We start from the raw sequence: 19141 nt of genomic DNA on the forward strand, positions 1-19141 counted from the left end.
CCGTCGCGGGATTGCGCCTGCGGGGCCTGGGTTTCAGGCGGTCGCCGCGACGACCGCGGCTTCCCGGCGCTCGGGCCGGGCGATCAGCAGCCACGCGCCGATCGCGGCGGCGAGGTACGCGACGCCGATGAACGCGAAGGACGCGGCCGGGCCCCGGTCCCAGTCGGCGACGGTGCCGAGCACCACGCTCATCCCGGCGATGCCGACCAGCGTGCCGATCTGGCGGTTGGCGTTGAGCACCGACCCGGCGACGTTCGCGTGCCGCGCCCCGGCGGCGTCCACCAGGGCGGCGGTCATGCCGGGCGAGATGATGCCCGCGCCGATGTTCGCGATGCCGACGGCCAGCGCCACCACCCAGTAGGGGGTGGCCGCCGACACGGTGACCATGGTCAGCGACGCGACGCCGGCGATCAGCAGGAAGATCGTCAGCAGCGCGCCGTTGGAGAACCGCGCGGAGATCCGCGAGTAGACGACGTTGGCCAGCGGGAACCAGATCGTCATCGGCAGCAGTTGCAGCCCGGCCTCGAACGCCGACGCGCCGCGCGCGTGCTGGAGGTAGAGGCTGAGCATGAACATGCTGCCGTACAAGGCGAAGTTGAACAGGAAGCCCACCAGGTTCGCGCCCGCGAAGCTCGGCAGCCGGAACAGGCCCCACGGCATGACCAGGTTCTCGGCCCGGCGTTCGCGCGCCACCAGCAGCCCGACCGCGATCACCAGCACGGCGTAGGAGATCAGCAGTTCGTCCGCCGCCCAGCCCAGGCGCGGCCCTTCGATGAGGGCGAAGCTCAGCACGGCGAGCGCGACGATCCACAGCAGGTGGCCCGGGACGGCCAGCTTCGCGGCGCGGCCCTCGGACGGGGCGATGTAGCGCCGGGTCAGCAGGATGCCGACGATGCCGATGGGCAGGTTGAGCAGGAAGATGCTCTGCCACCCGAACGCGCTGACCAGCAGGCCGCCGATGGTCGGCCCGAGGCCGGCGGAGGTGGCCACGATCGCCGACCAGAGCCCCAGCATCCGGGTGCGCTCGCGCTTGTCCGGGAACGAGAACACCAGCAGGGACAGGGAACTCGGCATGAACAGCGCCGCGCCCGCGCCCTGCACCAGCCGCGCCACGACGAGCAGGTCGGCGCTCGGCGCGAGCGCGCAGCCGAGCGAGGCGACGAAGAAGACCGCCATTCCCCACAGGTAGACGGTTTTCGCGCCGACCCGGTTGGCGAGGCTGCCCGCCAGCATCAGCAGGGAGCCGAAGATCAGCACGTAGCCGTCGACGATCCAGGTCAGCTCGGTCAGCGAGGCGTGCAGGTCTTCCTGGACGGCCGCGCCCGCGACGTTGACCACGGTGACGTCCAGCGCGGCCATGATGAAGCCGGTGGCGAGCGCGGTGATCTTCAGGCCGGACGAGGCGTTGCGCTGGGCCGGTGTCGCACTCCCGGGCGACGGCGCGGCAGGGGATTCGGCGCTCGACATCGCTGTTCTCCTACGGAGGATTTTCGAGGGACGAAAAGCGACCGCAGGTCATTGCCGGCCGCGGCGGGGGAGGTCTTCCCGCGACCATTGAATCGGCTATGACGATGGCTGTCAAACTTGATGGCGGTCAACCTTTGACCGCTGTCGTACCATGGGGTCCACCGAGTCGGAACGCAGGGAGGCCGGGCCACGTGACCGCACAGACCAGCGAGCGCATCACCGATCACGTCGCGGCCCCGGACATCACGTTGCAGGCCGTCCTGGACGCGCTGGTCGACCCGGTGCGCCGGAGCATCGTCCGCCAGCTCGCCGACGCCGAGCGGGACATGGCCTGCGGCACCTTCGACATCAACGTCACCCGGTCCACCAGCACCCACCACTTCAAGGTGCTGCGGCAGGCGGGCGTCCTGTGGCAGCACTACGAGGGGACCGTGAAGCTCAACGCGCTGCGGCGCGCCGACCTGGACCGCGCGTTCCCCGGGCTGCTCGACGCGATCATCGACGCGGCCCGCCGGGAAGCGGCGGCGGGAGGGCTCCGACCCGCGCCGTGACGCGTGCCGGAGCCCGGCCGGCCGTCAGCCGGCGACCGCCGCGCGCAGGTCCGCCGGCGAGTACATGCCGGGGAAGAGCACCCCGCCCGGCTCCAGCACCGCCGAGTCGTCCAGTCCGCCGATGTCGACCGGCGTGAAACCGGCGTCGGTGACCAGGTCGGCGGCCACCGCCTTCGCCGCCGCGTCGTCGCCCGCCACCGCCACGCCCCAGGCGCCCCGCTGCCGGGTGCCGCGCGACCACACCAGCTCGTACATCACGTGCGTGAACGCGCGGACCACCGCGCTGTCCGGCAGGAACTTCGCGGTGCGCCGGCCCTGGGTGAGGCCGGCGTCGAGGACGGAGACGATCCGCCCGTCCGCGGCGCGGCCGATGGGGTTGGTCGCGTCGATGACGACCTTGCCGGCCAGCCGGTCGCCCAGCGCCGCCAGCAGGCCGTCCAGCGCCGGGTTCGGCACGGTCAGCAGCACGACGTCGCCGAAGTCCGCGGCCTCGGCCAGGTCGAGGGCCCGCGCGCCCGGACCCCACGGCGTCACGGTCGGCGCGAGCCGGTCGGGGGTGCGCGAGCCGAACGCGACCTCGTGGCCGGCCGCCACCCAGTGCCGGCCGATCGGCCGGCCGAGGTCGCCCGCGCCCAGCACCGCGATCCTGCGCCTCGTCGTGGAGTTCGTCATCGTGTCGGGCTCCTTCTCGCTGGACTGGGAACGAACCCCGGCCGGTGCTCGGGGAATTCACGCCGGAATCGGCGATTCGAACGTAGCAGCGCTCTTCGAAAGGTGTCAAAGGCGCTATTAAAGTGGTGTTCCGGGTACCGGTCGGGCGGCCACCAGGTGACCGGAGACCAGGATGGGGCGACTCTCCGCACGCGGCGGTTTCCGCCGTACGTTCGGCCCATGGACATCCAGTTGCTGCACGACCGCGCGGAGATCTCCGACGTGTGCCGACGAGTGGGGTGGTACCTGGACCACTGCGCGTGGGACGAGCTGGCGGACCTGTTCGCCGACGAGGTGCTGCTCGACTACAGCAGCCTGACCGGGGGCGAACCGGCCACCGTGGCCCGCGACGAGGTGATCAAGGGGTGGCGGCGCAGCCGCGAGGGTCTCGCCGCCAGCCAGCACATGATCTCCAACCAGCTGGTCGAGGTCGACGGCGACCGGGCGACCGCGACGGCCATGTTCCAGGCCACCCAGTACCTGCCCAACCCGCACGGCGGCCCGTTGTGGCGGCTGGGCGGCGACTACCGCTACGGCCTGGCGCGCACGGCGGGCGGCTGGCGGGTCACCGCGCTCGCGATGATCCTGCGCTGGGCCGAGGGAAATCGTCACGTCCGCGATCTCGCCCGTGCCGCCGGCGGTTGAGCCGGCCCTTCCCCCGGGAGTTGAAATGGTGACCCGAATAGCCGGAACGGCTTTCGACCAGACGCATTTCCGGACCGTTCTGGGGAATTTCCCGACAGGTGTGGTGGCCATTTCGGCGGTCGACCGGGACGGGCCGGTCGGGTTGACCGTCGGGTCGTTCACGTCGGTCTCGCTGGACCCGCCGATCGTCGGTTTCTTCCCGAGCCGGACGTCCACCAGTTGGCCCCGGATCGAACGGGCCGGCTCGTTCGCGGTCAACGTCCTGGCCGAGCACCAGGAGGCGGTGTCCACGGCGTTCGCGACCAGCGGCGGCGACAAGTTCGCCGACCTGGCCTGGCGGCCGGGGGCCAACGGCGCCCCGGTGCTCGACGGCGTGGCCGCGTGGATCGAGTGCGAGGTGGCGGACGTCGTGCCTGCCGGCGATCACCTGTTCGTGTCGGCCCGCGTGCTCGACCTGGCGGTCGCCGGCGACCGCCACCCGCTGCTGTTCTTCCGGGGGCGCTACGCCCGGCTGTCCGGGCGGGCACCGGTCCCGGCCCCGCCGGGGGCGACCGCCCGGAAGGAGTAGAGCAGCAGTTCGCGGGCCTCGGCCCACCGTTCGAGGATGTCCTCGCGGTTGTTGAGCCGGTAGGAGATGTGCTGCAACCCGAAGAACGTCGACACGGCCAGGCGCGCGGCCTTGGCCGGGTCGACGCCCGGCCGCAGCTCGCCCCGCTCGGCGGCGTCGGCGAACAGGGCCTGGAGCATGTCGGTCCACCCGACGTACGGCGTGGGCAGGTCGGCGTGCACGGCGGTCCACTCGTTCTGCAACCGTGCGCCCGCCTGGATCACCGGGTTGTCGCGGAACTCCACGGCCGCGCGGTCGAGCATCCGCAGCGCGGTGTCCAGCGGGTCCTCCCGGTGCGCGGCGAGGTCGTCGAGGATGCCCGGCCACCGCGCGTAGTGCTCGTCCACGACGGCGACCGCGAGCCGTTCCTTGGTGGGGAAGTGGAAGTACACCGCGCCCTTGGTCACCGACGCCTGCTGCGCCACGTCCTGCATCGACGTGCCCGCGAAGCCGCGTTCGGCGAACAGCTCCGAGGCGCTGAGCAGCACCTGCGCCCTGGTGTGCGCGGCGCGCTCCTGGTGCACCGCACCGCGCGCGGACGTCTCGGCGCCTCTGCCCGAGTTGGGGTGGATCACCGCAGTCTCCTCACTTCGCCACGTTTCGCGTACCGGGCGATGCCGGTAACATACCTTCTCGAAGGTTTGATCTGCGGCCGCCCGCTCCGGGCGGTGCGTGTCCATTGGGGGTGGACCCGCATGGCGCGGGAACTGTTCGCGTACGCCGGCGTCGCCGCCGACCTGGTGCACAAGCACGCGCCGGGCGAGGTGATGCTCGCGCGCGTCGAGGACGAGGGCGACCTGCGGTTCCGCGTCGAGCCCAGGTGGGCGCGGCAGCGGTACGTCGGCGTGCACGACGACGGCGGCCCGACCGACCCGCTGCTGCTGCTGGAAACCGCCCGGCAGCTGGTGATCTACGCGGCGCACAGCCGGCTGGGGGTGCCGCGCGACCACGTGTTCGTGCTCTCGGAGCTGAGCACCGCCACCTCGGCCCGGCTCACCCGGGGCGACGTCGAGCTGACCGCGGCCTGCGTGGACCTGGTGGTGCGACCGCGCCGGGTCGAGGCGTGGCTGGAGGTGACCGCGCGGCTCGCCGGCGAGCCCGCCGGGCACGCGACGCTGCGCTGGTCGGCGCTGGCGCCGGTGCTGTACCGGCGGGTCCGCAAGGCCCGGCCGGGCGCGGAGCCCGCCGTCGAGCGGCTGTGCCCGGTGCACCCGACGCTGGTCGGCCAGCGCCGCGTGGACGACGTGGTGCTGGCCCACGCGCCGGGCAACCCGGCCTGGCGATTACGCCTGAAGCCGGGCCACCCGGTGTTCTTCGACCACCACAACGACCACGTGTCGGGGATGCCGCTGCTGGAGGCGTTCCGCCAGGCCGCGACCGCCCGGGGGTGGCAGGTCACCGCGCTGTCCGGCCGGTTCGACCGCTTCGCCGAGCCCGACCGGCCGGTCTGGATCACCGCCGACGACCGGGGCGCGCACGTCGAGCTGCACGCCCTCCAGGACGGCCTGGTGGTCGCCTCCGGTCGGGCGGACGGGCACCGTGGACGTTGAGCCGGTGCGGGTGGCCGCCGCCCCGCTGCTCGCGGAGATGGAACGGGACCGCCGGCTCGCCGCCCCGGTCGTGGCCTCGGTGGTGACGGCGGGGTTCGCCCGCCACTTCGTGCCCCGGGAGCACGGCGGCACGGCCGGCGGTTTCACCGAACTGGTCGACGCCGCCCGCGCCGTCGCGCACACCTGCGCCTCGACGTCCTGGTGCGCGACCCTCTACGCGGTGCACGGCCGGCTGGCCGCCTACCTGCCGGAGCAGGGCAGGCACGAGCTGTGGGCGGCCGGGCCGGACGTGCTCGTCGCCGCGTCCCTGATGCCGCCGCAGGGCGTCGCGACCCCGGACGGCACGGGGTGGCGGCTCAGCGGCCAGTGGCGGACCGCCAGCGGCGTGGACGCGGCCCAGTGGCTGCTGCTGGCCGCACTGGTGGACGGCGAGCACACCATCTTCGCGGTACCGCGCGACCAGGTCGCCGTCCGCGACACGTGGCACTCGCTCGGGCTGCGGGCGACCGGCAGCAACTCGGTGGTGCTGCACGACGTGCCCGTGCCCGCGCACCGCAGCGTGCGGCTGAGCCGGCTGCTGGACCCGGTCGAGGGCGGCGCGCGGTGCCACCGGGTGCCGTACCCGATGGTCGCGGCGCTGATGTTCGCCGCGCCCCTGCTCGGCGCGGCCCAGGCGCTGGAACGGGAGTGGGCCCGCGCCGACGACCAGCGGCTGGACGAGCCGACCCGGGCGCTGCTGTTCGCCGAGGCGGGCGCGGACATCGCGGCGGCGGGACTGCTGCTGGCCGGTGCCGCCCGGCGCGCCGACCACGCCGAGGCCACCGAGCTGGCCAGTGCCGAGAACCAGCGCGACAGCACCCGCGCGGTCCGGCTGTGCGCGGACGCGGTGGACCGCCTGTTCCGCGCCTCGGGCAGCCGGGGGCAGGCCGCCGACGACCCCGTGCAACGGCGCTGGCGCGACATCACGGCCGGCGCGTCGCACGCGGCGCTGTCCTCCGAGCGCGCCGCCGCGGCCTACGTCCGCGCCCGCCGGGGCGGTGCCGCGTGAAGCGGCCGGCCACCGCCCGGTGGCAGGAGGTGCGCGCCTGGCCCGACCGCCCGGCCGGGGTGGCGTTCTTCGACGTGGACGAGACGGTCGTGGCGGCCAAGACGATGTTCGCGTTCTGGCAGGTGTGGCGGCCGAGGCTGACCGGCCCGCAGACGCGCCGGGCCGAGGACGCGGTGCGGCGGATGGACCGGTTGCGGGCCTCGGGCGCGCCCCGCGAGGCGTTGAACCGGGCGTTCTACCGCCGGTTCGCCGGGGCGCGGGCCGACGAGGTGGCCGCCGCCGCGGCGGAGTGGTTCGCGGATTTCGCGCGCGGGCCGGCACCGCTGGTCGCGGCGGGCGCGGCGGCCCTGCGCGGGCACGTCGCCGCCGACGACGTGGTGGTCCTGGTGTCCGGCTCGATGACGCCCCTGGTGCGGCCGGTGGCCGAACTCCTGGGCGCGCACGTGGTGGTCTGCACCGAACTGGTGGCCGCCGGCGGCGTGCTGACCGGCGAGGTGGTCGAGCCGGTGATCGGCGACGCCAAGCGCCGGGCCGTCGAGGACGTCCTGCGCGTCGCCGGTGCCGTGCGCAGCCACGGGTACGGCGACCACGACAGCGACCTGCCGATGCTGCACGCCGTGGACCACCCGGTCGCGGTCGGCGCGGCGCTCGCGACCTACGCCCAGGACCAGGGGTGGCCGACCCTGCCGGACACCCCGGGGCCGCTGCTCACGGGATGAGCTGCCGCCGCACGCCTTCGCGCGCCACCGCGCCGTCCGCCGGGTCCCCGTGCGCCAGCGCGCGCAGGTGGTCCAGGAACCGGCGGTCGGGGCGGCGGTGGAAGAAGTGGCCGCCGGGCACGCTGTGCACCCGGCACTCGGCGTCGGTGTACCGGGCCCACCCGGCCGCGTCGGACGAGCCCACCAACGGGTCGTCGGTGCCGGTGAACACGTCGATCGGGCACGTGAGCACGGGCCCGGCGGGCGCCGGGTCGGCGCACAGCGCCAGGTCTCGGCGCACGGCGTCGAGCATCCGCTCGCGCACCGAAGGGGGCGCCGGCGGGACCAGCTGCCGCAGGTCGCCCAGGGCCCGGATCACCCCCGGCGCGCGGTGCGGCGCGGCCGACGCGCCGACCAGCAGCCGGCGCGGCCCGGTCCGGCCCCGCGCGCGCAGCAGGCCCGCCACCCGGTGCGCCACGATCGCGCCCGTGCTGTGGCCGTAGAACAGGTACGGCGGGCGCAGCAGGGGCAGCAGCGCGTCCGCCAGGTCGGCCACGCCCGACCGGGGCAGCCGGACCGGGATCACCTCGACGGACGGTCCCAGACCCCGCTGCCACCCCAGGAACGTGGTCGTGCCGCCGCCCGCGTGGTGGAAGGCGAACAGCCTCCGGACTTCGTTCGACTCCATGCACCGAACCTACGAACCCCGGTCGCCGCACCGGCAGAGTCGTGTTCTGCCGGCAGTCGTGCCACCAGGAAAGGGCCCGGGACGGCGTTGTCCCGGGCCCTTCGCCTCACGCCGACAGCACCCGGCGCACCCGCTCCTCCAGGTCGCCGCGCACCACCACCGCCGGCCGGTCCGCCGCGTCCAGCACGTCGAGCAGCACCCGGTCCGACAACGCCCGGAACCGCTCGTTGATCGCGGTCTCGCCGGGCGGCAGCGGCACGTCGGCGGGCACGTGCACCACGAGGTCGTAGGCGTCGCGCACGTGGCCCGCCAGCACGAAACCCCACTGCCGGCACACCTGCTGGTAGTCGTCCGCCGGGTGCTCGGGCAGCACGTCGGCCGGCCCCGGGTGGCGGCCCACGGCCAGCCGCACCGTGAGGTACGCCCACTCGTGCAGGCAGGAGCCGTCGGACACGAACCCGTCGCGGTGGGCGGCTTCGGCGTCGACCCGCTCGGTGAACCGGCGCAGCGCGAGCTGCACCAGCTCCGGCGACGTGCACTCGTCCAGCGGCTTGGGCGGGCCGCCGACCGGGTCGCGCATCGGCCCGCCGTGCAGCCGGGGCAGGCCGAGCGCGTCCGCCAGCGCCAGGGTCAGCGTGGTCTTGCCGTTGCCGTACGCGCCGACCACGGCGATCCGGCGGCCCGTCACACCGCCACGCGCCGGCTCGTGACCAGTCGCGCCGCCGAGCCGATCGTGCCGCTCGCGGCCAGGTCCTCGTCGTCCACCTCGACCCCGTACTCCCGGTTGAGCACGATGGACAGCTCCACCAGCACCAGCGAGTCGATGCCGATCGCCTCGAACTCCGAGTCGGCCGACAGCGCGCCCGCGTCCGGGTCCGCCTGGCCCGCCAACTCCTCGATGATCCGGTCCACCACCTGGTCGATCACCGCGGTCCTCCTCCCGTGTCCCGGCGTGCCGCCGGCCATCGCAGTGCGGCCGAGCCCCAGGTGAGCCCGCCGCCGAACGCGGTGAGCACCACCCGGTCGCCCGGCCCGAGCAGACCGTCCGACCGCGCCCGGTCCAGCGCGAGCGGGATCGACGCGGCCGAGGTGTTGCCCACCCGGTCCAGGTCGAGCACCACCCGCGCGCGGTCCACGCCGAGGTCGTCGGCCAGGGCGTGCAGGATGCGGACGTTGGCCTGGTGGCCCACCACCCGGTCCACGTCCCGCGCCCGCCACCCGACGGTGTCCAGCACCGCCCGCACCGACCCGGCCATGTGCGTGACGGCCGAGTGGAAGACCTCCTTGCCGCGCATGGTGAACCGGTCGCCGGCCGGCTGCCCGTCCGGCGAGGTGCGGGCGCGCGAACCGCCGCCGGGCACCGTGATCAGGTCCCGCCCGGTGCCGTCGCTGCCCAGGTCGAACGCGAGCAGCGCGCCCGGCTCGGCCTCCTCGCCCGCCACCAGCACGACCGCGCCCGCGCCGTCCCCGAAGATCACCGACGTGGTGCGGTCGTCGGGGTCGAGGATCGTCGAGTACGTCTCCGCGCCGATCACCAGCGCCGAACCGGCCTGGCCCGCCTTCAGGTGGGCCGCCGCCGCGCCCAGCGCGTAGACGAACCCGCTGCACACCGCGGCCAGGTCGAACGCGGCCACGCCGCGCAGGCCCAGCCGGGCGGCGACGTCCGGCGCGGTCGCCGGGCACGGGTGGTCCGGGGTCGTGGTGGCCAGCACCACCAGGTCCACCCCGGCCACCCCCGCGTCGGCCAGCGCGCGACCGCCCGCCGCGACGGCCAGGTCGCCGGTGGACTCGCCCGCCGACCAGTGCCGCCGCCCGATGCCGGTGCGGGAGCGGATCCACTCGTCGCTGGTGTCCAGCCGCGCGGCCAGTTCGGCGTTGTCCACCCGCCGGGCGGGCAGGGCGGTGCCCAGGCCCGCCAGGACCGCCGCGCCGGTCATGCCCGGATGACCGCTTGCTCGCGGTCCAGCTCGCCGGTGGTGTCGATGAGCGCGTACTCCTCCTCCGCGCGCTCGATCGCCTCCGGGATCGACACCTGCGGCCGGAAGCCGAAGATCTCCACGATCTTCGCCAGCCGCTCGGCCACCGAACCGCCGACGGTGTGCACCGGGATCTCCAGCTCGGCGAGCTGGCGCAGCAGCATCTCGTCGGCCAGCGCGCGGAACCGCTCGTTGACCGGCCGGTGCCCGTCGGCGACGAGCGGGAACTCGATCGGCAGGTGCACGAACGCGTCGTAGGACGCCTTCGCGTGTTGCCGCGCCGGAACACCGATCTGGCGCATCACCTCGGCGTAGAACCGGATCTCGTCGGTCATCTCCACCTTGTCCAGGTGCACGGACTCGTTGGGGTTGATGCCGACCAGCACGCGCACGGTGCCGTAGCACCACTCGTGCAACGACGACCCGTCGGACACGAACCCGACCGGCAGTTGGCTCTCGTTGACCGCCCGCGCCTGGTTGCGGCGCGTGATCAGCATGATGATCTCGGCGGCCGTGCACTCCTCCAACGTCTTGCCGGGCACCGAGATCGGCAGCAGCTCGCGCATGGTCGCCGCCGCGCTGCGCGGCAGCCCGGTCAAGTGGGCCACCGCCATCGTGGTGAGCGTCTTGCCGACCGAGTAGGTGCCGGAAATGGCCAACCTCATGGGATCTCCTGTTCGTCGGTGCGGTGTCACGGGTGTGGTGCGTCGGGGCGTCACGGGCTCAGGCGACGCGGTGGGCGACCGAGCAGCGCACCGCCACGCCCAGCAGCGAGCCGACCACGTCGGCCAGCCGCCACGTCTCGCCCTTGCCGTTGCGCAGCAACCTGGTGCCCTCCAGGCCGAACCCGACCGGGACCGGGCCGGGCACGACGTGCTCGCCGGCCGTGCAGTCGAAGGTGGTCTGCCGCATCCACAGCGTGTGGCTGTCCGCGCGCCGCACGCCGTCGAGTTCGTAGAGGAGCACCTGGCCGAGCTGGAGCCCGACGGCGAACGCGTCCACGACCGCCGTGGACGGGGCGATGGGGCACACCAGGCCGTCGAACCGGACGTGCGCGGTGGCGCGTGCGCGTTCGGCGTCGATGGTCACGTGCTCCACGTGCTGCGCGCGCAGGGTGTGGCCGTCCGCGAACAGCCGCAGGTCGTGCGGGCCCAGCGCCAGGTCGGACCCGGTGCCGCCGACCTCGACCAGCGTGCCGGGCGCGTGCCGGACCGCGCAGCGCAGCGTCAGGTTGCCGATCCGGCACACCGCCGTGGTGACGACCGCGTCGCCGTCGGCCTGGCCGGGGGAGACCTGCGCCCACACGGGGAAGCCGGTCAGGTCGTCCTCCACGGGCGTGGTGCCGGCCTTGACCCGCGCGGACAGCAGTTCCGCGCCGGCCAGGTCGGCCGGCGTCAGGCCGCGCGTGCGGGCCAGGTGCAGCTGCACCAGCCAGCCGCCCAGCACGACGACGTCTATTGTGGACAGGTGCGGCTTCTGGTCGTGGCTCCCCTTGCGGGACCAGTCGACCGGGTAGTCCACGGACGCGGTCGCGGACACCGCCCCGCCGCCGTCGGGAGCGGGCTCGACCCGCGTGCCGGTGAGCCGGTGCGCGGCGCGCTTGAAGCCCTCGCCGAAGAACCGGTGCGCCCGGGGGCCCAGGTAGTCGTCCACCGACTCCAGGTCGAACGTCACGTTGGTGGTGGTCACAGCGCTTCCCTCCGGTCGGGTGCCACCACCACTGTCCGGGTCGGGCGCACCGAGGCCCCAGAGTCGGGTTGTCCCCGTGGTGCCCGCTCTGGTTGTCCCACCACCAGTCCATTGTGGACAGACCGGGTACGACGAGGCCGGCCCCGTGGTCGGGGCCGGCCTGGTCGTGCTCTCCCGCCGGTGCGCGGTCGGGATCGGTCAGGCGGCGGACTGCGCCGAGGCGACCACCTCCGCCGCGACCGGCACGCACATGACGAGCACCAGGCCCGTCCGGTCGGCGACGCCGAGCATCACCTGGTCGAACGCACGGGGCCCGGTGTCGCCGCGCACGGCGAACCGCGCCGCGGCGCGGGTGGGGATCTCGTGGCGGGACCACATCTGGGCGAACCGGTCGCTCGCCGCGCACAGCCGCGATGCCATGCGCTCGAACAGCGGGTCGTCGTCGAACCGCGCGGACTGCACCCGGAAGTGGCCCACGAGCTGGGTCGCCAGGTCGCCCCACTCGACGTAGCGGTCCGGCGGTCCGTGCCCGTCGAACAGCTCGGCGAGCAGGTTGACCGGCGACTCGCCGTGCAGGCCCAGCAGGGTGCGCGCCCCGGCGTTCGCGGCGAGCACCGTCCAGTGGCGGTCCACCAGGTAGGCCGGGTCGGGCAGTCCCGCGATGACGTGGCGCAGCCGTTCGACCTCGGCGGCGGAGCTGTCGGTGATCAGTTCCGGCGGGTTGACGCCGGCCAGCCGGTAGAGGTGCGCGCGTTCGGTGTCGTCCAGCCGCAATGCCGAGCTGATCGCGTCCAGGACGTTCTCGGAGACGTTGATGTCACGCCCTTGTTCCAGCCACGTGTACCAGGATGCGCTCACGTTGGCCAACACCGCGACTTCCTCCCGCCGCAAGCCCGGGGTGTTCCGCCGGCCGGACGTCGCCAATCCCGCTTCACCGGGAGAAAGGCGTGCACGGCGGGAGCGCAGGAAATGTCCGAGTGATCTTCTGCTTCGTCTCACGACTTCCCCCAACAAGAGTCGTCGAGCACTGCCGAACCGAAGTTAGCGAGGGCCTGCCAGGGTGTCAAACCTTCCGGAAGGTTTTTTTCTTGAACGGGGCGTGTCGGGCTCATCACGACGTCTCTGACCTGCTCGGACGTGCCACCGCCCGGGCTCGGCGACCACCGCGCTACGAGCCTGTTGCGCCACTTGCCGCCAGGTGACACCCACTCGGGTCGGAGATTCGGCCGCCCGATCGCGCACTTCCGCCGAATGGGCGGTGGTGCGGGCGGTGTGGGTGATCCGCTTGGCCGAGCACGGCGACTGCGGGCCGTTGCGGCGTGCGTCTCTCCAGGTGGGAAGGGCCGAATTCGGTTGTGGGCGCGGTTGGCGGACGGCTACGTTCGCGAAGCTGGGCAAGGTGCCGGACACGGGCCGCCGGCGGTCGTGAATGCGTTTCCCGGGATGGTCGCGGGCGCGGGGCGGAATTCGCCTTCCGGTCCCACCGGACGACTTGTGGGGATTGTGCGGATCATCCGCGTGGTCGCGCCGATCGCCGCAGCCGTCGTCGCGGGCATCCCCCGCGCAGCCGGGTCAGCCGCCGAACGCGCGCAGCGACAGCCAGAGCGCGACGACCGCGAGCGGCAGGGCGACGGGCACGGTCAGCAGCCCGAGCGCGGTGAACCGGCGGAGGTCGACGCGGACGCCGTGGTCGTGCAGGACCCGCCGCCACAGCAAGGTCGCCAGCGACCCGGCGTAGGTGAGGTTGGGCCCGAGGTTCACGCCGATCAGGACCGCGAGGACCGCGCCGGGGCCGAGCGGGGCCGCCAAGGGCAGCAGCACCAGCACGGCGGGCAGGTTGTTGATCACGTTGGCCAGCACCGCGGCGACCGCGGCGGTGCCCAGCAGCGCGGGCAGGGTCGCGCCCGCCGGGACGAGACCGCCGACCACGTCGTCCAGGCCGTTGTCCACCACCGCGCGCACGACGATCCCCAGGGCCAGCACGAATCCCAGGAACGGCAGCGCGGTCGACCGCACCAGGTCGCCGACCGAGGTGGTGCCCCGGACCAGGCCCCGGACGGCGAGCACGACCGCGCCGGCGACGGCCGCCCAGACGGGGTCCAGCCCGACCGCCGGGAACAGCACGAAACCCGCGAGCGTGCCGGCGAGCGTCGCCGTGGCGAACTTCGGCAGGGGCACGGGGTCGGTGTCCGCCGCGACGGTCGGCCGGACGGCGAGGTCGGCGGCGAAGAACCGGCGGAACACCGCGTACTCCACGGCCACGGCGACCAGGCAGGGCAGCGCCATCAGGCCAGCGAAGTGCAGGAAGCCCAGGCCGCTGGCGGCGAAGGCGAGCAGGTTGGTGAGGTTGGAGACCGGCAGCGGCAGCGACGCGGTGTTCGCCAGGTGCGCGCACGCGTACACATGTGGATCGGGGCGGACGCCGAGCCTGGTCACGGTGGCCAGCACGACGGGGGTCAGCAGGACCACCGTCGCGTCCAGGCTCAGCACGGTGGTGACCAGGGAAGCGACCACGAACACGCCGACGAGCAGGCGCGGCGCGCTCCCGGCCGCCCCGCGCGCGAGCCGTGCGCCGCACGCCCGGAACAGCCCTTCGTCGTCGCACAGGCGGGCCAGCACCAGGATCGCCGCCAGGAACCCGACCACCGGGCCCAGCCGGGACGCCTCGGCCACCACGTGGTCCGGCTGGACCAGCCCGAACACGACGGCGACCACGGCCGCCGGCACCGCCGCGACCGCCTCCGGCCACCCGCGTGGCCGCACCACGGCGAAAACCAGCACCAGCACCAGCAGCGCACCCGCCGCCACGCCTGTCCACCCGAGCAGAACCGGACACCTCCAGACCACCACGACGCGTGGCGGCGTGCCTCGCACGGCCACCGCGTCGCACCTGGCCCGGCCGCGTCTTCCGGCGCGGGCGGCCCAGGGTACCCACGAGTACCCGTGTTCCGGTCGTCACACCCGTGCTCGGGCGGCCCGGCCCGGCGGTCAGGCCCGGTGGTCAGACCTGGTGGACGGAGACGGCGTAGTCGCCGCCGGTGAAGGGCGCGCGGTCCCACGTGGCGAAGCGCTCGACGAGGGTCAGGCCGGCCGCGGCGGCGTGCGCGTCGTAGTCGGCGAGGCGGTAGCCGCGACCCAGGCCGAAGCCCGCGACCAGGAACCCGCCGACGTGCCGGGCGACCCCGGCGACCAGCGCGGCCTGCGTGCCGGGCGCGGTGAACAGCGGGACGTTGCCCGCCATCACCACGACGTCGAAGCGGCGGCCGAGGTCGAGGTCCGCGAGGTCGGCGGCGACCCAGGTGATGCCGGGGGCGAGACCGCGCGCCGTGGCGAGCATGGAGGCGTCGAGGTCCGCGCCGACGACCTCGACGCCGTGCCGGGCGAGTTCGATCGCGACCCGGCCGGTGCCGCAGCCCGCGTCGAGCACGGTGGTGGGGCCGTAGGCGCGGACGAACGCGGCTTCGCCGTGCACGTCGGCTCCGCCGGCGGCGAGTTCGTCGAAGCGTCGCTGGTACTCGTCGCCGTTCCACCGGGTGGTCGTCACGGCACGTACTGTCGCACGTCGGCGCACTCTTCGTGCGGCGAGGTGGAAGTCCACAGTGGACAGTGGGGGTGGGTCCGGTCGGCACTCCCGCGCAGCGGACCGGACGCGGCGCCCGGCACCGCCGCGCCGGGCGTCCGGGCGCGGCCGCCGCTGCGATCCGGTTGTGCGGTGGCTGTTCCGCCCGACCGTTGCACGGCCCTTGCGCGGTCCTTGCACCGCAAGGTCCCGGCGGGTAAGAACTGTGGCGGGGAGCGGCGTGCCGGGGGAGCAGCGCGCGCCGCAGAGGGGAATCGGCGATGGCTGTGCGCTTTGCCGTGCTGGGCGACATCAGGGTGGAGGCGGACGGGGGTCCCGTCGTGCTCACGCAGCGCCGGCAGCAGAGCGTGCTGGCGGCGCTGCTGGTGGACCTCGACAAGGTCGTCCCGCTGGACGTGCTGACCGACCGCGTGTGGGGCGAGAGCCCGCCCCGACGCCCGCGAGAAGCCCTCTACAGCCACGTGTCCCGCTTGCGCGCGCTGTTGGCGGCGTGCCCCGGGACGACGATCGACGGGCGCATGGGCGGCTACGTGCTGACCACCGACCGGCACTCGGTCGACCTGCACGAGTTCCGCCGGCTGGTGGCCGAGGCGCGCACGTCCGAGGCGGACCACCGGACGATGGCGCTGCTCACCGACGCGCTCGCGCGGTGGACCGGCGAGGCGTTCGCCGACCTGGACACCCCGTGGTTCACCGGCACGCGCGAAGTCCTGGCGCGCGAACGCCTCGACGCCCGGCTGGAGCTGAACGACCTGCGGTTGCGGCACGGCGGGCACGCCGCGCTCATCGCCGGGCTCTCGGAACTGGCCGCGGCGCACCCGCTGGACGAGCGCATCGCCGGGCAGCTCGTCCTGGCGCTCTACCAGAGCGGGCGGCAGCAGGACGCGCTGCGGTGCTACGAGCGGATCCGCCGGGGCCTGGCCGAGGAACTGGGCGTGGACCCCGGCCCGCGCCTGCTGGAACTGCACCGGGGCATCCTCACCGCGAGCACCTCGCTGGCCACCCCGGCGGCCGCCCGGCGGACGTTCCCGGTGCCCCGGCAGCTGCCCGCCGCGCCGCGCGCGTTCACCGCCCGCGAGGGCGAGCTGGCCGCGTTGACCACCGTCCGGGCCGGCACCGTCGTGGTGTCGGCGCTGTCCGGGATCGGCGGCATCGGCAAGACGTGGCTGGCGCTGCACTGGGCCTACCGGCACCTCGACCGGTTCCCGGACGGCCAGCTGTTCGTCAACCTGCGCGGCTTCGACCCGGTGGACCGGCCGCTGCCGCCGCACGCGGCGCTGCGCGCCTTCCTGGTCGCGCTCGGCGTCGTGCCCGAGGCGATCCCGCCGGACGCGGACACCCGCGCCGCGCTCTACCGGAGCCTGGTCGCGGACCGGCGGATGCTGGTCGTGCTGGACAACGCCGCCGACACCGACCAGGTCGTCCCGCTGCTGCCCGGCGGCGACACCTGCACCGTCGTGGTGACCAGCCGCAACGGCCTGGCCGGCCTGGTCGCCGCGCACGGCGCGCACCCGCTGCGGCTGGGCGCCCTGCCCGCCGCCGACGCCCGGGCGCTGCTGGTCGCCCGGCTCGGCGCGGACCGGGTGGCCGCCGAGCCCGCCGCCGTCGACGAGCTGGTGGCCCGCTGCGCCGGCCTGCCGCTCGCGCTGGGCATCGTGGCCGCCCGCGCCCAGGAGTACCCGGAGCTGCGGCTGGCGGCCGTCGCGGGCGACCTGCGCGACGCCGCCGGCCGGCTCAGCGGCCTGGACGCGGGCGATTCCGAGGTCGGCGTCCGGGCCGTGCTGTCGTGGTCGACCACCGCCCTGGGCGCGGAGTCGGCGCGGACGTTCGCGCTGCTCGGCGTCGCACCGGAGCCGGACATCGGCCTCGCCGCGGTGGCCCGGCTGACCGACCGGAGCACCGAGGAGGCCGCGGCGGCGCTGCGGGCGCTGGAACGGGTGTCGCTGGTCCACCAGGGGCCGCCGGGCCGCTACCACCTGCACGACCTGGTCCGGCTCTACGCGGCCGAGCAGCCGCTGCCCGCCGGGGAGCGGCGCGCCGCGCTGGTCCGGCTGGTCGACCACTACACCGACCACGCCCACGCCGTGTCGGCGGCGGCCTTCCCCTCCCGCCAGGCGTGCGTGATCGACCCCGTGCGCCCCGACCCGCTGCCCGACCGCGACCAGGCGTGGGCGTGGTACCTCGCCGAGCACGCCGGGCTGGTCGCGATCGAGCGGGCGGCGACCGCGCACGGCCTGGACGACCGGGTGTGGCACCTGGCCTGGCACCTGGTCGCGTTCCGGGTGAACCAGGGCGCGGTCGAGGAGAACGTGGCGGTCTGGCTCAACGCCCTGGCCTGCGCGAAGCGCCTGGGCCGGGTGGACGTGCTGTTCCTCGCCCACCAATTGCTCGGCCACGCCTACAGCGCCGCCGGCCACCACGACGAGGGGCTGGTCCACCTGCGGCAGGCGGCGCGGACGGCCGATCTGACCGGGAACCCCGTGGACCCGGCCCGCCTCGACGTCGCGTTCTCCATCGTGCTGGCCCGGCGCGGCGAACTGCGCCGGGCGCTGACCCACGCCCGGCGCGCGGCCGACCTCTTCCCGGACTTGGACGACCCGGGGCTGGAATCGGCCGTGCTGGGCATGGTCGGGTCGCTGTCCGGCCTGCTGGGCGACCACGAGGAAGGGCTCGCCACCCTGGAGCGGGCGCTGGAGGTGGACCGCCGGACCGGTGACCTGTACGGCCAGGCGGGCACGTTGCGCTGGCTGGCCGAGGTCGAGCACGTGGCCGGGCGGCCCGAACGGGCCGTGGCGCACTACCGGGCCGCCGCCGAGGTCAGCCGCGCGGCGAACTACACCTTCAACGAGGCCACGGCCCTGGTCGCGCTCGGCGGCGTGCACCTCGAACTGGGCGAGGGCGCGCGGGCCCGCGAGGTCTGGCAGCGCGCGGCGGACCTGCTCCGGGCCCAGCACCGCACCGCCGAGGTCGCGCGGCTGGAGGAGCGGGTGGCCGCCCTCGGGCAGCCGGTCAGGCCGGTCCGGTGAGGGTCGCGACGCCGGGGCCGGCGAGCCCGGCGGACGCCACCCTCCGCCCGTAGACGCCCAGGAGCAGCGCGAGGGCGGTGCCGGTCACCTCCGGGCCGTCGCCGATGGACAGGTCGGCGTCGGTGGCCCGGAGCCGGATCCGGCCGACGAGTTCCTTGGCCCCGCCGAGGGACGCCGGGGTGCCGGTCTGGTGGCGCAGCGCCCGCACGACGGCCTCGGCCGGGTAGGCCCGGGTGAGGCCGAGGGGGCGGCGGATGTCCTCGCCGTGCACGACCTCCTCCACGAGCCGGCTGTCCAGCGGTGCCGGCGGGGTGGACGTCCGCGTCGTGACCTCGCGGAGCCGGTCCAGCGTCTCCTCGGGGGTCGCGCCGCGCTCGCGGGCCACGCCGCGCGCGTTCTGGCGGTCGAAGTCGAACCGGGCCAGGACCATGCCGACCACGAAGCCGACGCGCGTGGTCCGCGCGGTGTCGACCAGGTGGGCGGCCACGTCGTGCACCGTCCACTGCCCGCACAGCGACGGCGTGTCCCACTGCCCGGCGTCGAGGCGGGCCAGGTCCTCGATCAGCGCCGCCCGCTCCGCGTGCACCAGCGACCAGACTTCGTCCTTCACGGCTCCTCCTCCACTCGACCGGGGTCTGTCGTCGGGTGGGACTCCCGGCGCGCCCCGGACTCGTCGCCGAGTGACCGGGATCACTTCCGGCGGGGGTGTGGTCCACCGGACGCCCTGGTTGGACGTCCCGCACGATGGACACCGCTACGGCGGAAGAGTGCGTCGCCGGGCGTCCGGACGGCGCAACCGCCGTGCGCGCGCGACCGCGCCGGAAAACCTCCGGCGGGGCGTGTCGATTCCGGCCGGCCCCGTTCGACGCACTGGTGACCGCACGAAAGACCGACCGAGGAGCACC

The 19141-nt window shown here is 74.6% G+C and carries 20 protein-coding genes; 7 read left to right on the top strand and 13 right to left on the bottom strand.

Annotated elements, in window-relative coordinates:
- Nucleotides 1–33: 33 nt before the first annotated feature.
- Nucleotides 34–1467, bottom strand: coding sequence for an MFS transporter (locus AC0HI0_RS46500; RefSeq protein ID WP_480929838.1), 1434 nt, complete (start codon nt 1465–1467; stop codon nt 34–36).
- Between the two features lie 191 nt (nt 1468–1658).
- Between AC0HI0_RS46500 and AC0HI0_RS46505 the strand changes: the two genes are divergently transcribed.
- Nucleotides 1659–2018 carry an ArsR/SmtB family transcription factor gene (locus AC0HI0_RS46505; RefSeq protein WP_480929839.1) on the top strand — a complete coding sequence of 120 codons (360 nt, stop codon included), beginning with the start codon at nt 1659–1661 and terminating at the stop codon, nt 2016–2018.
- Nucleotides 2019–2042: 24 nt separating this feature from the next.
- Here the strand turns inward: AC0HI0_RS46505 and AC0HI0_RS46510 are convergent, their stop codons facing one another.
- Nucleotides 2043–2690 carry an NADPH-dependent F420 reductase gene (locus tag AC0HI0_RS46510; protein ID WP_480929840.1) on the bottom strand — a complete coding sequence of 216 codons (648 nt, stop codon included), beginning with the start codon at nt 2688–2690 and terminating at the stop codon, nt 2043–2045.
- Between the two features lie 219 nt (nt 2691–2909).
- On the opposite strand from AC0HI0_RS46510, the gene AC0HI0_RS46515 reads away from it, so the two are divergent.
- Both AC0HI0_RS46515 and AC0HI0_RS46520 read left to right on the top strand, forming a co-directional pair.
- The gene (locus AC0HI0_RS46515) at nt 2910–3374 is read left to right on the top strand and encodes a nuclear transport factor 2 family protein (RefSeq protein ID WP_480929841.1); all 465 of its coding nucleotides are present in this window, start codon (nt 2910–2912) and stop codon (nt 3372–3374) included.
- Between the two features lie 103 nt (nt 3375–3477).
- Nucleotides 3478–3942: a flavin reductase family protein gene (locus tag AC0HI0_RS46520; RefSeq protein WP_480929842.1), complete on the top strand. Its 465-nt coding sequence runs from the start codon at nt 3478–3480 to the stop codon at nt 3940–3942.
- Here the strand turns inward: AC0HI0_RS46520 and AC0HI0_RS46525 are convergent.
- Nucleotides 3876–4556, bottom strand: a complete 681-nt coding sequence (locus AC0HI0_RS46525; protein ID WP_480929843.1) for a ScbR family autoregulator-binding transcription factor — start codon at nt 4554–4556, stop codon at nt 3876–3878. The genes AC0HI0_RS46520 and AC0HI0_RS46525 overlap by 67 nt on opposite strands.
- Nucleotides 4557–4676: 120 nt before the next feature.
- On the opposite strand from AC0HI0_RS46525, the gene AC0HI0_RS46530 reads away from it, so the two are divergent.
- The 3 genes from AC0HI0_RS46530 to AC0HI0_RS46540 are packed head-to-tail and all read left to right on the top strand — an operon-like array spanning nt 4677 to nt 7298.
- The gene (locus AC0HI0_RS46530) at nt 4677–5531 is read left to right on the top strand and encodes a ScbA/BarX family gamma-butyrolactone biosynthesis protein (RefSeq protein WP_480929844.1); all 855 of its coding nucleotides are present in this window, start codon (nt 4677–4679) and stop codon (nt 5529–5531) included.
- Complete coding sequence (locus tag AC0HI0_RS46535; RefSeq protein WP_480929845.1) at nt 5521–6579, top strand: acyl-CoA dehydrogenase family protein; 1059 nt, start codon at nt 5521–5523, stop codon at nt 6577–6579. Before AC0HI0_RS46530 ends, AC0HI0_RS46535 begins: the two co-directional genes overlap by 11 nt.
- Nucleotides 6576–7298, top strand: coding sequence for an HAD-IB family hydrolase (locus tag AC0HI0_RS46540; RefSeq protein ID WP_480929846.1), 723 nt, complete (start codon nt 6576–6578; stop codon nt 7296–7298). Before AC0HI0_RS46535 ends, AC0HI0_RS46540 begins: the two co-directional genes overlap by 4 nt.
- Here AC0HI0_RS46540 and AC0HI0_RS46545 read toward each other — a convergent pair.
- From AC0HI0_RS46545 to AC0HI0_RS46585, 9 genes are all read right to left on the bottom strand, one after another.
- Nucleotides 7288–7965, bottom strand: coding sequence for a thioesterase II family protein (locus AC0HI0_RS46545; protein ID WP_480929847.1), 678 nt, complete (start codon nt 7963–7965; stop codon nt 7288–7290). The genes AC0HI0_RS46540 and AC0HI0_RS46545 overlap by 11 nt on opposite strands.
- Before the next feature lie 106 nt (nt 7966–8071).
- Complete coding sequence (locus AC0HI0_RS46550) at nt 8072–8653, bottom strand: AAA family ATPase (protein ID WP_480929848.1); 582 nt, start codon at nt 8651–8653, stop codon at nt 8072–8074.
- Nucleotides 8650–8892, bottom strand: a complete 243-nt coding sequence (locus AC0HI0_RS46555; protein WP_480929849.1) for an acyl carrier protein — start codon at nt 8890–8892, stop codon at nt 8650–8652. The genes AC0HI0_RS46550 and AC0HI0_RS46555 overlap by 4 nt, the downstream gene beginning before the upstream one ends.
- Nucleotides 8889–9902 (bottom strand): beta-ketoacyl-ACP synthase III, encoded by a 1014-nt coding sequence (locus AC0HI0_RS46560; RefSeq protein WP_480929850.1) that lies wholly within the window; start codon nt 9900–9902, stop codon nt 8889–8891. The genes AC0HI0_RS46555 and AC0HI0_RS46560 overlap by 4 nt, the downstream gene beginning before the upstream one ends.
- Nucleotides 9899–10606, bottom strand: coding sequence for an AAA family ATPase (locus tag AC0HI0_RS46565; protein WP_480929851.1), 708 nt, complete (start codon nt 10604–10606; stop codon nt 9899–9901). The genes AC0HI0_RS46560 and AC0HI0_RS46565 overlap by 4 nt, the downstream gene beginning before the upstream one ends.
- A 58-nt stretch (nt 10607–10664) precedes the next feature.
- Complete coding sequence (locus AC0HI0_RS46570; protein WP_480929852.1) at nt 10665–11630, bottom strand: AvrD family protein; 966 nt, start codon at nt 11628–11630, stop codon at nt 10665–10667.
- A 198-nt stretch (nt 11631–11828) separates the two neighbouring features.
- The gene (locus AC0HI0_RS46575) at nt 11829–12629 is read right to left on the bottom strand and encodes a helix-turn-helix transcriptional regulator (protein ID WP_480929853.1); all 801 of its coding nucleotides are present in this window, start codon (nt 12627–12629) and stop codon (nt 11829–11831) included.
- 573 nt (nt 12630–13202) lie between these two features.
- Entirely contained in the window at nt 13203–14438 is a 1236-nt protein-coding gene (locus tag AC0HI0_RS46580) for an ArsB/NhaD family transporter (RefSeq protein WP_480929854.1), read from the bottom strand.
- 193 nt (nt 14439–14631) lie between these two features.
- Nucleotides 14632–15174, bottom strand: a complete 543-nt coding sequence (locus tag AC0HI0_RS46585) for a class I SAM-dependent methyltransferase (RefSeq protein ID WP_480929855.1) — start codon at nt 15172–15174, stop codon at nt 14632–14634.
- A 296-nt stretch (nt 15175–15470) separates the two neighbouring features.
- Between AC0HI0_RS46585 and AC0HI0_RS46590 the strand changes: the two genes are divergently transcribed.
- Nucleotides 15471–18236 (top strand): AfsR/SARP family transcriptional regulator, encoded by a 2766-nt coding sequence (locus AC0HI0_RS46590; protein WP_480929856.1) that lies wholly within the window; start codon nt 15471–15473, stop codon nt 18234–18236.
- On the opposite strand, the gene AC0HI0_RS46595 is transcribed toward AC0HI0_RS46590, so the two are convergent.
- A complete protein-coding gene (locus tag AC0HI0_RS46595; protein WP_480929857.1) occupies nt 18220–18846 on the bottom strand; it encodes a maleylpyruvate isomerase family mycothiol-dependent enzyme in 627 nt (208 codons plus the stop codon). The genes AC0HI0_RS46590 and AC0HI0_RS46595 overlap by 17 nt on opposite strands.
- Nucleotides 18847–19141: the final 295 nt, after the last annotated feature.

This window comes from Saccharothrix sp. NBAS 001 (genome assembly GCF_056640475.1).

What these genes read in the sequence shown, in the direction of transcription:
- AC0HI0_RS46500 (WP_480929838.1), bottom strand. Translation starts at nt 1,467, where the DNA reads ATGTCGAGCGCCGAATCCCCTGCCGCGCCGTCGCCCGGGAGTGCGACA.
- AC0HI0_RS46510 (WP_480929840.1), bottom strand. Translation starts at nt 2,690, where the DNA reads ATGACGAACTCCACGACGAGGCGCAGGATCGCGGTGCTGGGCGCGGGC.
- AC0HI0_RS46515 (WP_480929841.1), top strand. Translation starts at nt 2,910, where the DNA reads ATGGACATCCAGTTGCTGCACGACCGCGCGGAGATCTCCGACGTGTGC.
- AC0HI0_RS46530 (WP_480929844.1), top strand. Translation starts at nt 4,677, where the DNA reads ATGGCGCGGGAACTGTTCGCGTACGCCGGCGTCGCCGCCGACCTGGTG.
- AC0HI0_RS46545 (WP_480929847.1), bottom strand. Translation starts at nt 7,965, where the DNA reads ATGGAGTCGAACGAAGTCCGGAGGCTGTTCGCCTTCCACCACGCGGGC.
- AC0HI0_RS46560 (WP_480929850.1), bottom strand. Translation starts at nt 9,902, where the DNA reads ATGACCGGCGCGGCGGTCCTGGCGGGCCTGGGCACCGCCCTGCCCGCC.
- AC0HI0_RS46565 (WP_480929851.1), bottom strand. Translation starts at nt 10,606, where the DNA reads ATGAGGTTGGCCATTTCCGGCACCTACTCGGTCGGCAAGACGCTCACC.
- AC0HI0_RS46590 (WP_480929856.1), top strand. Translation starts at nt 15,471, where the DNA reads ATGGCTGTGCGCTTTGCCGTGCTGGGCGACATCAGGGTGGAGGCGGAC.